The sequence below is a fragment of the Pseudofrankia coriaricola genome, assembly GCF_032027725.1.
GTDB lineage: Bacteria > Actinomycetota > Actinomycetes > Frankiales > Frankiaceae > Pseudofrankia.
Genome location: NZ_JASNFO010000081.1, coordinates 1 through 16,510, shown reverse-complemented (window position 1 = coordinate 16,510; position 16,510 = coordinate 1). Strand labels below are relative to the sequence as shown.

11 protein-coding genes are annotated in these 16,510 nt (G+C 71.9%); 7 read left to right on the top strand and 4 right to left on the bottom strand.

The features are described from left to right. The first annotated feature begins 116 nt into the window (after window positions 1-116). The 3 genes from QOZ89_RS34880 to QOZ89_RS34870 all read left to right on the top strand — a co-directional run bounded on the left by QOZ89_RS34880 (window position 117) and on the right by QOZ89_RS34870 (window position 2,613). Window positions 117-1,202 carry an S-(hydroxymethyl)mycothiol dehydrogenase gene (locus QOZ89_RS34880; protein ID WP_071050387.1) on the top strand — a complete coding sequence of 362 codons (1,086 nt, stop codon included), beginning with the start codon at window positions 117-119 and terminating at the stop codon, window positions 1,200-1,202. Then, complete coding sequence (locus QOZ89_RS34875) at window positions 1,202-2,059, top strand: MBL fold metallo-hydrolase (protein WP_312628046.1); 858 nt, start codon at window positions 1,202-1,204, stop codon at window positions 2,057-2,059. Before QOZ89_RS34880 ends, QOZ89_RS34875 begins: the two co-directional genes overlap by 1 nt. 200 nt (window positions 2,060-2,259) lie before the next feature. Next, on the top strand, window positions 2,260-2,613 hold the full coding sequence (locus tag QOZ89_RS34870) for a hypothetical protein (protein WP_131804094.1): 354 nt from the start codon (window positions 2,260-2,262) through the stop codon (window positions 2,611-2,613). Between the two features lie 86 nt (window positions 2,614-2,699). Here the strand turns inward: QOZ89_RS34870 and QOZ89_RS34865 are convergent, their stop codons facing one another. Continuing rightward, window positions 2,700-4,487: an ABC transporter ATP-binding protein gene (locus QOZ89_RS34865; RefSeq protein ID WP_312628043.1), complete on the bottom strand. Its 1,788-nt coding sequence runs from the start codon at window positions 4,485-4,487 to the stop codon at window positions 2,700-2,702. Between the two features lie 537 nt (window positions 4,488-5,024). Further along, the gene (locus QOZ89_RS34860; protein ID WP_312628040.1) at window positions 5,025-6,524 is read right to left on the bottom strand and encodes an amidase; all 1,500 of its coding nucleotides are present in this window, start codon (window positions 6,522-6,524) and stop codon (window positions 5,025-5,027) included. 724 nt (window positions 6,525-7,248) lie between these two features. On the opposite strand from QOZ89_RS34860, the gene QOZ89_RS34855 reads away from it, so the two are divergent. Continuing rightward, window positions 7,249-8,034, top strand: a complete 786-nt coding sequence (locus QOZ89_RS34855; RefSeq protein WP_312628037.1) for a TylF/MycF/NovP-related O-methyltransferase — start codon at window positions 7,249-7,251, stop codon at window positions 8,032-8,034. Window positions 8,035-8,300: 266 nt separating this feature from the next. Here the strand turns inward: QOZ89_RS34855 and QOZ89_RS34850 are convergent, their stop codons facing one another. Further along, window positions 8,301-9,305 (bottom strand): AraC family transcriptional regulator, encoded by a 1,005-nt coding sequence (locus tag QOZ89_RS34850; RefSeq protein WP_071050390.1) that lies wholly within the window; start codon window positions 9,303-9,305, stop codon window positions 8,301-8,303. 167 nt (window positions 9,306-9,472) lie between these two features. Here QOZ89_RS34850 and QOZ89_RS34845 point away from each other — a divergent pair, with 167 nt between their 5' ends. Next, window positions 9,473-9,970 (top strand): anthrone oxygenase family protein, encoded by a 498-nt coding sequence (locus tag QOZ89_RS34845; RefSeq protein ID WP_083419042.1) that lies wholly within the window; start codon window positions 9,473-9,475, stop codon window positions 9,968-9,970. An 86-nt stretch (window positions 9,971-10,056) separates the two neighbouring features. Here the strand turns inward: QOZ89_RS34845 and QOZ89_RS34840 are convergent, their stop codons facing one another. Continuing rightward, a complete protein-coding gene (locus QOZ89_RS34840; protein WP_131804095.1) occupies window positions 10,057-11,319 on the bottom strand; it encodes a septum formation family protein in 1,263 nt (420 codons plus the stop codon). 656 nt (window positions 11,320-11,975) lie between these two features. Between QOZ89_RS34840 and recD2 the strand changes: the two genes are divergently transcribed. Then, window positions 11,976-14,210, top strand: a complete 2,235-nt coding sequence (recD2, locus tag QOZ89_RS34835; RefSeq protein ID WP_071050403.1) for an SF1B family DNA helicase RecD2 — start codon at window positions 11,976-11,978, stop codon at window positions 14,208-14,210. A gap of 620 nt (window positions 14,211-14,830) precedes the next feature. Beyond that, entirely contained in the window at window positions 14,831-16,432 is a 1,602-nt protein-coding gene (locus QOZ89_RS34830; protein WP_312628031.1) for a TROVE domain-containing protein, read from the top strand. Window positions 16,433-16,510 lie beyond the last annotated feature (78 nt).

Below are 16,510 nucleotides of genomic sequence, written 5' to 3'. Positions count from 1 at the left end.
TGCGCGCCGGGATACTCGGACGTTGCGTTGGCATGGCCGTCACGTGACGATGACGTACTGATACGTGCGGGCCCTCACACCGGTGGGCGCGAGGGACGCGAGGGAGAGGACCAACTGTGAGCCGTCAGGTCAAGGGCGTCGTGTCGATGAGGAAGGGTGCGCCGGTGGAGCTGCGCACCGTCGTCGTGCCGGACCCGGGGCCCGGCGAGGTCACCGTGGACATCAAGGCCTGCGGGGTCTGCCATACGGACTTCCACTACCGCGAGGGCGGGATCAACGACGACTTCCCGTTCCTGCTGGGCCACGAGGCCGCCGGCGTCGTCGCCCAGACCGGCCCGGGCGTCACCCACGTCGCCCCTGGCGACTACGTCGTCCTCAACTGGCGGGCCGTCTGTGGCCAGTGCCGCGCCTGCAGGCGCGGGCGGCCCTGGTACTGCTTCAGCACGGCGAACGCGACGCAGAAGATGACGCTGGAGGACGGCACCGAGCTCTCGCCCGCGCTCGGGATCGGCGCGTTCCTGGAGACGACGCTCGTGGCCGCGGGGCAGTGCACCAAGGTCGACCCGGCGGCGCCACCGGAGATCGCCGGGCTGCTCGGCTGCGGCGTGATGGCCGGGCTCGGCGCGGCGATGAACACCGGCGAGGTCGGCCGGGGTGACAGCGTCGCGGTGATCGGCTGCGGCGGCGTCGGCGGCGCGGCCGTCGCGGGTTCCCGGCTCGCCGGCGCCGCGAAGATCATCGCGGTCGACGTCGACGAGCGCAAGCTCGCGCTCGCCACGACCCTGGGCGCCACCCACACCGTCAACGCGCGCGACACCGACCCTGTCGCCGCCATCCAGGGACTCACCGGCGGATTCGGCGCGGACGTCGTCATCGACGCGGTCGGCCGGCCGGAGACCTGGAAGCAGGCGTTCTACGCCCGCGACCTCGCCGGCACCGTCGTCCTCGTCGGCGTCCCTACCCCGGACATGACGCTCGAGGTCCCGCTGCTGGACGTGTTCGGCCGCGGCGGGAAGCTGAAGTCGTCCTGGTACGGCGACTGCCTGCCCGAACGCGACTTCCCGATGCTCATCGACCTCTACCTGCAGGGCCGGCTGCCGCTGGAGAAGTTCGTCTCCGAGAAGATCGCCCTCACCGACATCGAGGCGGCCTTCGACGCGATGAAGCGGGGCGACGTGCTGCGTTCGGTCGTGATGATCTGATGTGCGCCCCGGTCGAGGGCGCCGCCGGCGGCGCCAGAGGCGCCACGGACGCGGATGGCGTGGAGACGGGCGCGGCGGGCGCGAATGGCGCTGGCGGCGCGTCCAACGCGTCCGACGGGTCGAGTGCGGGCGGAGAGGTGGGCTGGGCGGGTTCGGCCCGTTCGGCGCCGGCCCCGGGCGCGTTCGCGGGAGACGGCGCGGCCGGGGGCTCCGGCGGGCGGGTGCGGATCGACCACCTCGTCACGTCGGGAACCTTCTCGCTCGACGGCGGATGCTGGCACGTCGACAACAACGTGTGGATCATCGGTGACGACGAGGAGTGCGTCGTGCTCGACGCCCCGCACGACGCGGCGGCGATCGTCGCCGCCGTCGGCGATCGACACCTTGCCGCGATCCTGTGCACTCACGCGCACGACGACCACATCGACGCGGCTCTCGGTGTCGCCGCCGCCACGGGCGCGGGGATCTGGCTCCACCCGGCCGACCGGGAACTGTGGGACCGCACCCATCCGAACCACGCCCCCGACCGGGAGATCGAACCAGGCCGGCGGTTCACCATCGGCACCGGCGACGACGCGGTGGCCCTGACCGCCCTGCACACTCCCGGCCACACCTGGGGAAGCGTCTCGTTCCACGCCCCCGCGCTGAGCACGGTCTTCACCGGCGACACCCTGTTCCAGGGCGGCCCAGGCGCGACCGGCCGGTCCTTCTCCGACTTCCCCACGATCATCGAGTCGATCACGACCCAGCTCCTGGGCCTCCCGCCCGAGACGGTCGTCCGCACCGGCCACGGCGCCTCCACGACGATCGGCCGGGAAGCCCCTGCCCGCCAGTCCTGGCTCGACCGCGGCCACTGACCTCGGCCCTGCGCGCCGGTGATCGTCTGGTGGGCGCGTCGGAAATGAGAAAATGTGGGCCCCGCGCCCGTGTGGGCGCGTAGTTCTCGCGGAGAAACTTGACATTCCTGCCATTGGGGACAAAAATTTGGGGAAAGAGACCCGATGGGCGGCTATATGTAAAGTCGCCTCGCCGCGGTGCGGTCATGGTAGGTGATGGCGTGGAAATGAATACCTCGACGTCCGGGGCGGCGAATGAGGGTCTGGGGCCCTTTCAGGCTCTTTGGGATGCGTGGGAGGAGTCGCATCGGGAGATAGTGAACAAGCCGCTGTCCCATTTTCGTCGGGTAATGGATATTCAGTTCGACGAGATAGAGGCGCACCTGGAATCGTCCAATCGCAGGGGCGCCGAGTGTGAAGTCATCGACATGATAAGTGTCGCTATCAACCTGATGCGGTGGCTCGGTAACGGTCCGGAGGGTATCGGCGAGCTTGCGCGCTCCCGTGCGGAGCACAGGATGAAGAACCGTACGGCATCCATCCTGGAGAAATATCAGTCTCTTTACGGTGTGTAGGTCTGTGGCCGTCGACCATGTCGAGCCCAACGACGGCCACGGGTGCGGCCTTGCCCGTAGGCCGCACCCGTGGGGCTCATGGTCCGTCAGTCGTTGACGAGCATCTCGCCGGACTGTTGCTGCCAGAGGCGGTAGTAGTGGCCTTCGGTGTCGAGGAGCTGCTGGTGGCTGCCCTGCTCGACGATCCGGCCGCCGTCCAGGACGACGATGCGGTCCATCCGCAGCAGGGTGGACAGGCGGTGGGCGACCGCGATGACGGTGCGCTCGCTCCACAGCTCCTCCAGGGCGTGCTGGACGAGCAGCTCGCTCTCGCTGTCCAGCGCACTGGTGGCCTCGTCGAGCACCAGCAGCGGCTTGTGGTCGAGGAACGCGCGGGCGATCGCGATCCGCTGCCGCTGCCCGGTGGACAGCTTGATGCCGCGCTCGCCGACAAGGGTGTCGTAGCCGTTCACGGCGCGAACGATGAACTCGTGGGCGTGCGCCCGCCGGGCCGCCTGCTCGATCTCGGCGTCGCCGACCCCGTCCGGCGCGCCGTAGGTGATGTTGTCGCGGATCGAGCGGTGGAACAGCGAGATGTCCTGCGGGACGTAGGAGATCGCGCGGGCGAGCCGGCGGTTCGGCACCGGCCGGCCGTCGACCGCGACCGCCCCCGGCGGCAGGGCGTAGTAGCCGAGCAGCAGCTTGAGCAGCGTCGTCTTGCCGCTGCCGCTGCGCCCGACGATCCCGACCTTCTCGTGCCGCTCGATCGTCAGCGCCACCCCGTCGAGGATGCGCGACCCCGGGTTGTCCGGGTAGGCGAACGTCACGCCGCGCAACTCGAGCCGCCCGAGGGTGGCGGCCAGGTCGCCCGGGCCGCCCGCGTCCCCCGCGGCCGCGATCGGCCCGGCCAGGCTGGTGCCGGCCACCGGCTGGAGCGGGATCTCGTCCGTCCCCACCGCGTCCGGGTCGGGGAACGCGGCGTCGTCGAGGACGTCGCGCTCGTCGAACAGGTAGCCGTAGGCCTCCTCGACCCGTGCCAGCCGCAGGTTCAGCTGGGAGATCTCCCAGATCGTCCCCCAGATGAAGTCCGAGAAGATGACCAGCGCCGCCAGGAACGTGGTGAGCTGGCCGATCGTCAGCTCGCCGCGTAGGTACAGCCAGAGGTTCAGCAGGATCGCGCCCGGCCAGACCAGGTAGCGCACGACGAGGCTCATCGAGCCCCAGAAGACGATGGCCCACAGCATCGACCGGTTGGCCTGCCTCACGACATCCCGGCGGCGTTCCACCACCAGCGCGTGCTCCGCGTCCTCGCGGCGGAACGACTTCACGCTGACGAAGTTGGAGACGACGTCGAGGATGTAGCTCTCCATGTCGGCGTTGACGTCGGTCCAGCTCTTCTCCTCCCGGGCGGACCGGGCCGCCGTCTTGCGCCCGACGACGAACAGCACCGCGATCGAGCCGGTGAACAGCAGGCCGGTCGGCAGGTTCACGGTGAACATGATCAGCACGAGTGACGGGAGCTTCACGAGGAGGTCGACGTAGTTGAAGCAGACGTTGTCGAGGAACTCGCGGAACTCCTGGCCCAGTGTGCGCACGTACCCGCTGATCTTGCCCGTCGCCCGGCTCGAGAAGTAGGGGTACTCCTGGTTGATGACCCGGCGGAACAGCAGGTTCTGATAGTCGTAGGGGCGCGAGTTGAGCAGCCGCATGTAAAGGAGCTCGGCGCCGCGCCAGAAGAGGTCGTGTCCGATGCTGCAGCCGATCAGCGCGATCGTGAAGGCGAGCACGTGGCCGTGCGGGGTCGCGATGAGCGCCGAGACGAACCGCCCGATGAAGAGCGGGATGACGGCCAGGAAGATGTCCGCGAGGACGAAGACGGCGATGACACCCGACATCGGCCGGCGGAATGTGCCGATGAACCGCAGGTATGAGCGGATCCCGGCGTGCCGGCGCTTCGGCGGCGCCGGTTCGCTCTTGTCCCCGGTCGCTATCGCCGGCGCGGTGCCCGGCGTGACAGACGTTCTTCCGCCAGAGTCCGGCCCGGCCCGCTTAGCCCATTCCAGAAGGGATTCCTGTTGGCTGGAAAGACCGGCCGCTGCTGCCGGCGGACGCGTCCGCGCACGCCGCCGACGCGCCCTGGCGCGTTTCCGCCAGGGACTGGGCGCGCGGCGCCCCGTGTGTTCCGCTCCGTCGTCCACTGACCCAGGATCACCCGCCGCCCCCCGGGTCCGCACCTCATTTTCGGCGCCCGCCGACCGTCCCGCACCGTTGTCCACGCCGTTGACGACCGGTCGGCATCGCCTGATGATCATCGCCGAGCCGGGGCAGGGGAACGCTCCGCCTGCCCGTCGCCGCGAGCCTGGCGACGGACAGGCGAGCCAAAACGACTCGGTACGGACGGGTGAGCCGAAACGCCCTGGCGGTGAGTGCCGCTACGACCCGGTGGTGAGTGCCGCCTCCCGTGGGTGGCGGTCGAACCAGGGGCGGGCGGACTCCAGCTGCGCGGCCAGGCGCAGCAGGGTGCCCTCGCCGCCCAGTGTCGCCACGAACTGGACGCCGAGCGGCAGCCCACCGGCCGTCCAGTGCAGCGGGACGCTCATGGAGGGCCGTCCGGTCATGTTCGACAGCTGCGTGTAGGGCACCCAGCCCAGGTTGGCCAGTACGGCCTTCTCGACCAGGCCGAGCCGGCGCAGCAGCGCTCCGCCGCGCAGCCGCACCATGAGCGTCCCCGCGGCGCGCTCCCGCGCCGCGGTGGCTATCTCGCCGATCCGCAGCGGCTCGCGGGCGAGCGTGGGCGTGAGCAGGAGGTCGTAGGAGCGGTGGAAGTCGACGAGCGCCCTGGTGTAGCCGTGCCAGCGCTCCACGGCCCGCGCCACCGCCACCGCGCTGGTCGAACGGCCCATCTCCGCGGTGATCAGCGTGTCCGTCTCGAAGCCGTCGTCACCGGGCCGCACCTCGCGGGCCTCGGCGACCAGCCGGGCCGACTTGACGAACCAGTAGGTCAGGAAGTCGGTCGCGAGTGCTCGCTCGTCGACGACCGGCTCCACCCGTTCGACCTCGTGCCCGAGCTCGGCGAGCAGCGCGGACGCGTCCTCGACAGCGGCGACCGCGTCGGGCGACGGCGTCGGGTTCAGCGCCGAGGTCACCCGCACGCCGATGCGCAGCCGTCCCGGAGCGCGGCCGGTCTCCGCCAGGTAGTGGCCGGGAGGCTGCTCGGCTGGCAGGTAGGGCGCGTACGGGTCGGCGCCGGCCAGGAGGTCGAGCATCGCGGCGGTGTCGCGCACCGAGCGGGACACGACCCCGTGCGTGGACAGGCCGGTGCCGCCCTCCGCGTCGGCCGGGCCGTGCGGGACGACGCCGCGCCCGGCCTTCAGCCCGAACAGCCCGCAGCAGGCGGCGGGGATGCGGATCGAGCCGCCGCCGTCGTTCGCCCCGGCGACGGGCACGATCCCGGCGGCGACGGCCGCCGCCGAGCCGCCCGAGGACCCTCCGGGGGTGTGTGCGGGGTTCCACGGGTTGCGCGCCGGTCCCCACAACGCGGGCTCCGTGATCGCCTTGGAGCCGAACTCGGGGGTGTTGGTCTTGCCGAAGATGACCAGGCCCGCGTCCAGCCAGCGTTGCACGACGGTCGAGTGCTCGGTGGCCGTCCTGTCGGCGAGTGCCCGGCAGCCGGCTGACGTCGGCACGCCGGCGTAGTCCTGGCCGAGGTCCTTGAGCAGGAACGGCACCCCGGCGAACGGGCCGGTCAGTTCCTCGTTGAGCCTCCGGTCGGCGATGTCGTCCATCGGACGGACAATCGCGTTGATCTTCGGGTTGACGGCCGCGGCGCGCTCGCGGGCGGCGGCGAGCAGTTCCGCCGGCTTCACCTCGCCGCTGGCCACCAGCTCCGCCATCGCCAGCCCGTCCAGTGTCCGGTACCGCGCGAAGTCCATCGACCCTCCACCGTGACGTCGGCCGTCCGTCGTGCCCGCCCGGCCAGGCAAGTCTGCCGCGCTGCCGGCCTGCCCGGGTACCCGCCCGCATACCCGTGTACCGGGGCGCGCGAGTCGCGACGATCGTGTCACCTCGGCGAGGGGGAAGCTCCCGCTCCCGAGGGCTCCGGCGTGTCGGGGATTTGACCGGTTAAGACTGTTGGCGCCGTTGCTCATGATCTGGTGGGATTGCGGAAGGTATAGCCCAGGGATTCCACCAGATCATGAACGGCTCGGGTGCTCGGGCGCTCGGGTTGGGTGTTCGGGGTCAAGGTGCGTGACGCGGCGCGGTCGTCCGGCCGGTCGTCCCAGGCCAGGGCACAGAACATGTCGGAGCTGGCTCGCGCCCCGGCCCGTATCCTCGTCGCGCCGTGGCCCATGGCCGTGCCGAAGTCGGGACCTTGGTGCCTTGTGGGCAGCCGTGAAGACCCGCGCGTTCGCGGCACGCGCAGCGCTGAGCATCCTGGCGTCGGCGGTCGGTGTACTCGCGCCCTCGGCTGACCGGACGGGTGTGCCGGTGTCGGCGATCCGGAGTGCCGATTCTCATCTTGGTGATTATTCGGAAACGGGCTCGATGATCTGATCGGCACAGTACGGTTCTGCCAGGCAGTCATCTGCTATCCCTGTATGCCCGGAGCAGGGCCGGGCGGTGCGCGGACGCACTTCCGCGAGATTGGACGACCACGTGACGCTGGCGCCGTCACCGAGTGCGCAAGAACTCGGCAACGTGCATTACCTCGACCTGATGAAGCGAATCCTGACCAACACGATCTACCGTGATCCGCCTATCGCGAGCCGGATGCAGCCGGGCTCGACGTTCGACGACGCTCGTCGCGCCACCGGCCAGGACTGGCCGAGTGTCGCGCACACCATGGTCGGGCGCGCCCGGCTGGACAACGTGCAAGAATGTGTCGCCGCGGTGATCGCGGACGGTATTCCAGGTGACCTGGTGGAGACGGGCGTGTGGCGCGGCGGCACGGCCATCTTCATGCGCGCGATCCTGCGCGCGTACGGAGTGACCGACCGTCTGGTGTGGGCGGCCGACTCCTTCGAGGGAATGCCGGTCAGCGGCCCGGACAGCCATCCCAGTGACCAAACCACCCCGCTGCACCTGGCCAACAAGGTACTGGCCGTCTCGCTCGACACCGTGCGGGCCAACTTCGACGCCTACGGGCTGCTCGACGACCAGGTCCGTTTCCTGCCGGGGTGGTTCCGCGACACGCTGCCCACGGCGCCGATCGAGCGGATCGCGGTGCTCAGGCTGGACGGCGACCTGTACGAGTCGACCATGGACGCGCTGGCGAACCTGTACCCGAAGGTCTCGGCGGGCGGTTTCGTGATCATCGATGACTACATGATCGCCGCCTGCCGCGAGGCGGTGCACGACTTCCGCACCGCGCACGGCGTCACCGAGCCCCTGATCAAGATCGATCAGGATGCGGTGTTCTGGCGCCTTCCGGGGGCCGGGTAGCCAGTCGCCGACGTCGCCTGAGCTGGCGTCGGGCCTGGATCACCGACCCGCGCCGGCTCAGGCGATCTGGCTGACGCCGGCCGCCGACCCGACCCGAGGCTGGGCGGGCCGGGTCGACGGCCCGTCGGTCACGCGACCACGCCCTGGTCCGCGGGGCGCGGGTCGCCGGTGACCTGCCTGGGCGTGCCGGCCGCCGTCGTGAACTCGAGCAGGCAGGTCAGCTTCGCGCGGTTCGCGAGGAAGGTTCCCGTCGGCGTCGGCCGGGATCAGGCGACGCCGGACAGGCGGGCGCGATGTTCGGTGGGGCTCACGCCGCGGACCCGTTTGAACGCGCTGCTCAGGGCGAAGGCGCTCCCGTAGCCGACCCGCCGGGCGACGGCCTCCAGCGTCACGCCCCGCTCGTCGCGCAACAGGGTGGCGGCGAGATCCAGACGCAGCCCGGTCAGGTACGTCATCGGCGGCTCGCCGACCAGTTCGGTGAACCGGCGGGCGAGCGCGGCGCGGGAGACCCCGGTGTGGGCGGCGAGCGTCGCGACGGTCCACGGATGGCCCGGGTTGTTGTGCAGCAGCCGCATGGCCCGCCCGACGACCGGGTCGGTGTGCGCCCGCAGCCACGACGGCTCACGTTCCGTCCTGCCGCCGCTGCCCCCGCCGTCGTCGTCTCCTCCTCCTCGACCGTTGTCGCCGCCGCCGGTGAACCAGGCTCGCAGCACGTCGATGAGCAGGAGGTCGAGCAACCGGTCGAGGACCGCGTCCTGGCCGGGCCGGTCCCGGGGGATCTCGTCGGCGAGCAGCGGCAGGACGGGGCTGTCCCAGCTGTCGCCCGCCAGCACGAGCAGCCGCGGCAACGCGTCGAGCAGTCGCCGGCTCACCTCCCCGGCGATCTGGTAAGTGCCCACCAGCATCACCGTCTCGCCGTCGAGGGCGTCGCCCCAGGTCCGCACGCCGAGACCCATGACGTCGTGCAGGTCGACGCCGTCGGGCGTGGTGCACCGCTGGCCCGGGTGGATCACGACTCGCGGCGGGGTCGACGGATGGTCAGCCACGGTGTACGGATCCGGGCCGCGCACGACCGCCACGTCGCCCGGCCCGAGCCGCGTCGGCGGCCCGGCGTCGTCGAGGGAGAACCAGGCCTCGCCGCGCCACTGCGCGACGACCGTCAGCGGCGCCCGGTCCTGGATCCGCAGCGACCAGGGCGAGGTGAGCATCGCCCGCAGCAGGAAGGCCCCGCGTGCCCGGGCACCGTCCAACAGGCCGGCGAGCGCGTCCACACCCGGCAGTCTAGATCGACCGCCCGCGTGGACGACGGCATATGCACGGGAGCCTCTCGGCGATGGTCACGCCCGCCCGGCCGCGGCCAAATGGAGGTGTACCTGGCGCGTCGGCCTCCCCCGACCGCGATCCGGGCCAGGCCCACCGGACCAGAGGAGAGACAACCGTGAATGGCGCGCGGATCGGGACGCTGCTGGCGGCGACCCTGACGACGGGGCTGATGGCGGGCATCTACTACGCGTACGCCTGCTCGGTGATGCCCGGGCTGCGGGCCACCGACGCCCGCACGTTCGTGAGCACCATGCAGTCCATCAACATCGCGATCATCAATGGCTGGTTCCTGCTGGCATTCGTCGGCGCCCCGCTGCTCACGCTCGCCGCCGGGGCCGCGCACCTGCCGGCCGGTGGCCGCTCCGCGCTGCCGTGGGTGGCCGCCGGGCTCGCGCTCAACGTCGTCGCCTTCGCGGTCACGGTCGCGGCGAACGTCCCGCTGAACGACGCCCTCGACGCCGCCGGGCCGGTCGACCAGATCACCGACCTGGCGGCCGTCCGAGCCCACTTCGAGGACGCGTGGATCCGCTGGAACATCGTCCGCACAGCCGCGACCACGGCCGCCTTCGGCTGCCTCGGGTACGCCCTCGTGCTCACCCACCGCCCGCGTTAGCGACGGCGGACGGCCGATCGGTCCCGCCCGCGACCTGGTACCGGGCCGGGGCTGGACCGATCGGCCGCCGCGGGCGGGACGCATGGTCAGGCCGGGACCGGGTTGCGGGCGTCGCCGGTCACCGCGCGGGGCTCGCCCGCGTCGGTGAAGTAGCTGACGAGGCAGCTGACCGACCGGCTGCCGGCCTGCCAGCTTTCCGGAGCGATGTTGAACCAGCTGATGTTGACCGTGGAGGTCTGCTGGAAGGATGGGCCGAAGAACGCCCGCGCGACCGCGGCGCACTGCTGGCCGGCCCGCTCGGCGAACGCGGCGTCGGACGGCGGCGCGGCGCCCGGAGGGTCGGTGAAACGGATGTCGCCGATCGCCACGTGCTGGTGCGGGGTGGAGCAGGCCACCGGCCCGGTGCCGGTCGTGTCCTTCGCCAGGCAGGTGCCGACCGGGTAGACCCTCGACTGGTCGGCACCCTTCGCGGAGCCGGCGGACAGGTCGTTGTCGGGTTTCTCGGGTGTGGGGGCGTAGGCGCCAATGCCACAGCGGATCTTCCGGTCGCCTTGGATCCAGCCCGCCACGCTCGGCACAATCGCGAGGATGGAGAACCGGCCGTGGGGATCGAGCGGATATCCCAGGTACGCCTCGACCAGCGTCCGGCAGTACCGGTCGTAGATGCTCGACCACTCGTCGTCGGCCAGCGGGCGGGCGGCAGTGGCCGGGAACTCGGCGCTGAGGTCGGCGGGATCGTCGCTGACCGACTCGAACAGGTGCGGCCTGTCGCAGGAGACGTCGTCGACCGTTGTCGAGGATCCGCCGCGGTCCCAGAGGTAGCAGTGGCCGAGCTGGTAGCGGCGCCCGGTGAGCTCGGGTTCGGCGGTCGGACTCGGCGACGCGGTGCCGGACGGCCCCGCGGTGGACGCGGCCACGTCCCTCTCGTCGTCCCCGCCGCCGCCCACGGCCACCCCGATGGCCACCAGCAGCACGACCAGGACAACGACACCGCCGACCACGCAGGCCACGAAGCGCCCGCGGGTCCAGCGCGGCGGCCGTGGTGCCTGCGGCGTCAGTATCCGCATCGGCGGCCCGTCCGCGGGAGCCGGCGGCGCACCCGCGCCCGGGGTCATGTTCTGGGCCGATGGCCCACCGGGCGGGCCTGGCTGGGCGGGCGGGTAGGGCGGGTTCGCATCGGGTGCGCCGTGGACCGGGCTTTCCGCCGGCGCTGGCCAACTGGCTGGCGCCGGCGTGCCGCCCGTGGCTCCCGGGCCGGGCAGGCCCGGCCGGCGGCGCCACAGTAGCCTGCCCGACTGGCCAGTCTGCGCGGGCCAGGGTCCCGGCGTCGGCGGGGTCTCGTCGGCCACGGTTGTCTCGTTCCACCCATCGGGTCGGGCGCGTCGACCGCCGGCGGGCGGACCGGGGAGCGGGCGAGGCTGCGCCGACGCCGCTCCGCTCGGCCCGCCGACGGTCGCGGTGCGCGGACTGTGGCGCGGACGATATCGGCTATTAACACCGATTCGCGCGATAGGTCCCCTGTTTGACACTTTTGGGGATCCGTCGTCACTGTCGGTACTCTGACTCTGACTCTGACGCGAGGAGGGTGCCCCGGCGCCGTCGTCCCGCGGCGCGCGTTGAGGCGCGCAGATTACCGGTGGTCTGCGACGGTTTGGTACGCAGTGGTCCCGCGCTCCCGGTGTCCACAGCCCCGCTCGGCTGGCCGTTGTGCCGCGCTTGACCCGGTAGCGTCCGCGGTGGAACGGCCGGGCGCCAGGCAGTTTCGTCGGAGGCGGCCCTTACGCTGATCCAGAGGCGAGGACGGCCGGCCTCCGCGACTGGTCCGGCCCTGGTGAGGGCCGCGGCGGCGACGGCGGGGAGGCGCGGCCGCGGGTGACGGCGAGGGAGGGTCCCAGCGGTGACCATTGAGGCGACTGCGCGCAGTCAGCCCGAGCGTGGCCAGCTCGCCGGGCGCGGCCGGTCGCCGGCGTCGGCCCCCGGCTCCGGTGAGCCGGTCCGATGGTCGCTGCTGGACGCCGTGCTGGAGCGGATCACCTTCGCCAACGAGGAGACCGGGTACACGGTCGCCAAGGTCGACACCGGGCGCGGCGGGGAGCTGGTGACCGTCGTCGGCTCGCTGCTCGGCGCGCAGCCGGGGGAGTTCCTGCGGATGCGGGGCCGGTGGGGGAGCCACCCCCAGCACGGCCGGCAGTTCCAGGTCGAGGACTACACCCAGGTCCTGCCGGCCACGGTCCAGGGCATCCGCCGCTACCTCGGCTCCGGGCTGATCAAGGGGATCGGGCCGCGGCTGGCCGAGAACATCGTCGACCACTTCGGCGTCGACGCGCTGGACGTCATCGACACGGAGCCCGAACGGCTCATCGAGGTGCCGAAGCTCGGCCCGAAGCGGACGAAGGCGATCGCCGCCGCCTGGGAGGAACAGCGCTCGATCAAGGAGGTGATGGTCTTCCTGCAGAGCGTCGGCGTCTCCACCTCGCTCGCGGTGAAGATCTACAAGAAGTTCAAGGACGAGTCCGTCGACGTCGTGCGCCGCGAGCCGTACCGGCTGGCCAGCGACGTGTGGGGGATCGGCTTCCGCACCGCGGACACGATCGCCCAGGCCGTCGGCATCCCGCACGACGCTCCTGAGCGGATCAAGGCCGGCCTGCAGTACACCCTGTCCGAGTCGACGGGCGACGGGCACTGCTACCTGCCCGAGCAGCGCCTGCTCGCCGACGCCGCGAAGATCCTCGAGGTAGCGCTGCCAGGGGTGATCGACGCGCTGGCGGAGCTGGTCACCGAGGGCGGCGTCGAGCGCGAGGAGATCCCCGGCGACGACCCGGAGCAGCCGGTGGCCGCGATCTACCTGGTGCCGTTCCACCGGGCCGAGGTGTCACTGGCCAACCAGCTGCTGCGGCTGCTGGCGGCGGACGACGACCGGCTGGCGGCGTTCGGATCGGTCGACTGGGACGCGGCGCGGCGCTGGCTGCGCGGCCGGACCGGTGCCGACCTCGCCCCGGCGCAGGACGAGGCGGTGCGCCTCGCGCTCACCCGGAAGGTCGCGGTGCTGACCGGCGGCCCGGGCTGCGGGAAGAGCTTCACCGTCCGCTCGATCGTCGAGATGGCGACGGCGAAGGGCGCCAAGGTCGTGCTCGCGGCGCCGACCGGCCGGGCGGCCAAGCGCCTCACCGAGCTGACCGGCCACTCGGCGGCGACCGTGCACCGGCTGCTGGAGCTGCGCCCCGGCGGCGACGCCGCCTACGACCGGGACCGCCCACTCGAGGCCGACCTGGTCGTCGTCGACGAGGCGAGCATGCTCGACCTGCTGCTCGCGAACAAGCTCGCCCGGGCGGTCGCGCCCGGCGCGCACCTGCTGCTCGTCGGCGACGTCGACCAGCTCCCGTCGGTCGGCGCCGGCCAGGTGCTGCGCGACCTGCTCGCCGCCGGCACGCCGGTGCCTCATGTGCGGCTGACCCACGTGTTCCGCCAGGCCGCCCAGTCCGGCGTCGTCAGCAACGCGCACCGGATCAACGCCGGCGAGTTCCCCCAGGTGCAGGGCCTGGCGGACTTCTTCCTGTTCGCCTGCGACGAGGCCGAGGACGCAGCGAAGATCACCGTGGACGTGGTCGCGAACCGGATCCCGCGTCGCTTCGGCCTGGACCCGCGGGTCGACGTGCAGGTGCTCGCCCCGATGCACCGTGGCCCCGCCGGCGCGGGCGCCCTCAACGGCGCGCTGCAGGAGGCGCTCACCCCGAGCCGGCCGGGAACGCCGGAACGCCGCTTCGGCGGGCGAGTGTTCCGCGTCGGCGACAAGGTCAGCCAGATCCGCAACAACTACGACAAGGGCGCGAACGGCGTCTTCAACGGCACCCTCGGCATCGTCACCGCCCTCGACCCGGTCGAGCAGACGCTGACGGTGAGTACCGACGAGGGCGAGACCGTCTCCTACGACTTCGCCGAGCTCGACGAGCTGACCCACGCCTACGCCCTGACGATTCACCGTTCCCAGGGCAGCGAGTATCCGGCCGTCGTCGTCCCGGTGACGATGAGCGCCTGGATGATGCTGCAGCGCAACCTGCTCTACACCGCCGTCACCCGCGCGAAGAAGCTCGTCGTCCTCGTCGGCTCCAAGAAGGCCATCGGCCGCGCCGTCCGCGCCGCCTCCGCCGGGCGCCGCCACACTGGCCTCGCCCACCGTCTCCGCGAGGGCCGCATCGTCTCCCTCGCGCCCCCGCCTCCGGAACCGCCGCCAGAGGAGTAGGCGGGCATCGAGCGGCGCGTCCCGGGGCGAAGCAAAAACCAGTTTCGAGAAGAGTGGCCGGGTCGTACTCTTTGTCTTGTCCGAAGTGAAGGCCGAGGGTTACTTCCTCTCAAGAAGATCCCACCTTCGGCCGTACTGGTTCTCGGACGCCACCGCTGGATATTGGGTGCCGAAGTGAACGGGTAGGCTTACTTCTAATCTACGGGTCGCGGGTTCGAGTCCCGCCTCGGCGGTCGCTGGCCGTCGGGTAGCTCAGAAGGCAGAGCAGTAGACAACAGCTTCCCGGACCTGGTTCTCGGCATCTTCATCCGGGGCGGTGTCGAAGTGCTTGGCTGGCGTACTTCTGGGTTCGACTCCTTGTAGCCCCACCCCTGGGGCTATGCCCTTCTGGGGGCAGACGCCGTCCGACCTGGTCCTCGACACCGTCACGCGCCACGGCGGTACCGAAGTGCAGGGTGGGGTTCCTTCCGCTGCGGACGGGGTAACGCGGGTTCGAATCCCGCCGGGACTTTCGGGTCTCGTCGTCTAGTGGACCAGGACGCCTTGGTCCTCGCCCGATCTGGTTCTCGGTACCGCCGCGGCGAATTCCGGCGTGGCGTTCCCGTGGGAAAGGGGACACTGTGGGAAAGCTCGTGAAGGCCGCCGCGCGGTTCGGCGCCACCGGCCCGGTCCGCACGACCGGCGAGCGCACCGCGACCGCCGAGGGCGGCGCCGGCTGGGCGCGTGATGTCAAGAGTGAGCTCTTCACGCTCGCGATCACCAACCTCGTCTCGGAGGACACCATCTACGAGGCCGGCCGCGACCGGGACAGCCGGTTCGTCAGCCTGCTCTGGGAGGCCGTCGCCCAGGACGCCGCGTGGGTGGCCCGGCTCATCCCCTGGCTGCGCGACGGCGCGAACCTGCGCACCGCGTCGGTCATCGCCGCGGTCGAGTACGCCCGGGCGCTCGCGGCCCTGCCCGACGCCGCCCGCGCGGCCGCGCCGACCGTCCGCTCGGTCATCGCGGGCGCGCTGCGACGCGCGGACGAGCCTGGCGAGTTCGCCGCCTACTGGCTCGCCGGGCGCCGTCCCGGCCGCAACAGCCTGCCGGGCGGTGTGCAGCGCGGTGTCGCCGACGCGGCGACGCGGCTGTTCACCGAGCGCGCGGCGCTGAAGTACGACGGCCACCGGCAGGCGTTCCGCCTCGGCGACGTGGTGGAGCTCGCCCGGCCGACCCCGTCGGCCCCCTGGCAGGACGACCTGTTCCGCTACCTGCTCGACCGCCGTCACCACGACGACGCCGTCGCGACCGAGAACCTTCCGATGCTGCGCGCCCGCGTGGCGCTGGAGGAGATCGCCGCGGCGGACCGTGCCGACACGCTGCGGTCGTGGGGCGCCGACGCGCCGGACCGGCTCGCGCGAGCCGGGATGACGTGGGAGGCGCTGGCCGGTTGGCTCGGCGGTCCGATGGACGCCACCGCCTGGTCGGCCATGATCCCGTCGATGGGCCTCATGGCACAGATCCGCAACCTGCGGAACTTCGACGAGGCCGGGGTCTCGGACGAGGTCGCGGGCCAGGTCGCGGCGCGGCTCGCCGATGCCGAGCAGGTCCGCGCGTCGCGGATGTTCCCGCTGCGGTTCCTCGCGGCGTACAAGGCAGCGCCGTCGGCCCGCTGGGCGTGGCCGCTGGAGCAGGCGGTCAGCCACTCGCTGGCGAACGTCCCGTCGCTGCCGGGCCGCACGCTGGTGCTCGTCGACCAGTCCGGCTCGATGGCCGCGCCGCTCTCGGCCCGCTCCGCGCTGACCCGCGCGGAGGCTGCGGCGCTGTTCGGCTTCGCGGTCGGCCTGCGCGCCGAGAAGGCGGACGTCTACGTCTACGGCGCGGAAGGCGGCTGGAACGACCTGAAGCCGAAGCACCAGCGGGTGCGGCTGCCGAAGGGTGGCTCGCTGCTCCCGCTCGTCGACAAGCACGGGCAGGCGGACCTGGGTGGCACGCTGACCTGGACGACGCTGCGGCACACCTACGCGGGCCACGCGCGGGTAGTGATCGTGACCGACGAGCAGGCGCACGACAGCCCGGACAACCTGCCCGACGTCCCGATCGTCACGTTCAACGTGGCCGGCTACCGCGCCGCCCACGTGGCGGCGGCGCCGAACCGGGTGACCGTCGGCGGTCTTTCTGACGCCGGCTTCACCATGCTCGGCCACCTCGACAGCCGCCGCCGGGGCGACTGGCCGTTCTGACGGCCAGACCCGTGCCGGGGCCGGCGCGGCGGGTGCCGGCCCCCCGCCGCGCCCCGCCGCGGGGACGGCCCCCCCCCC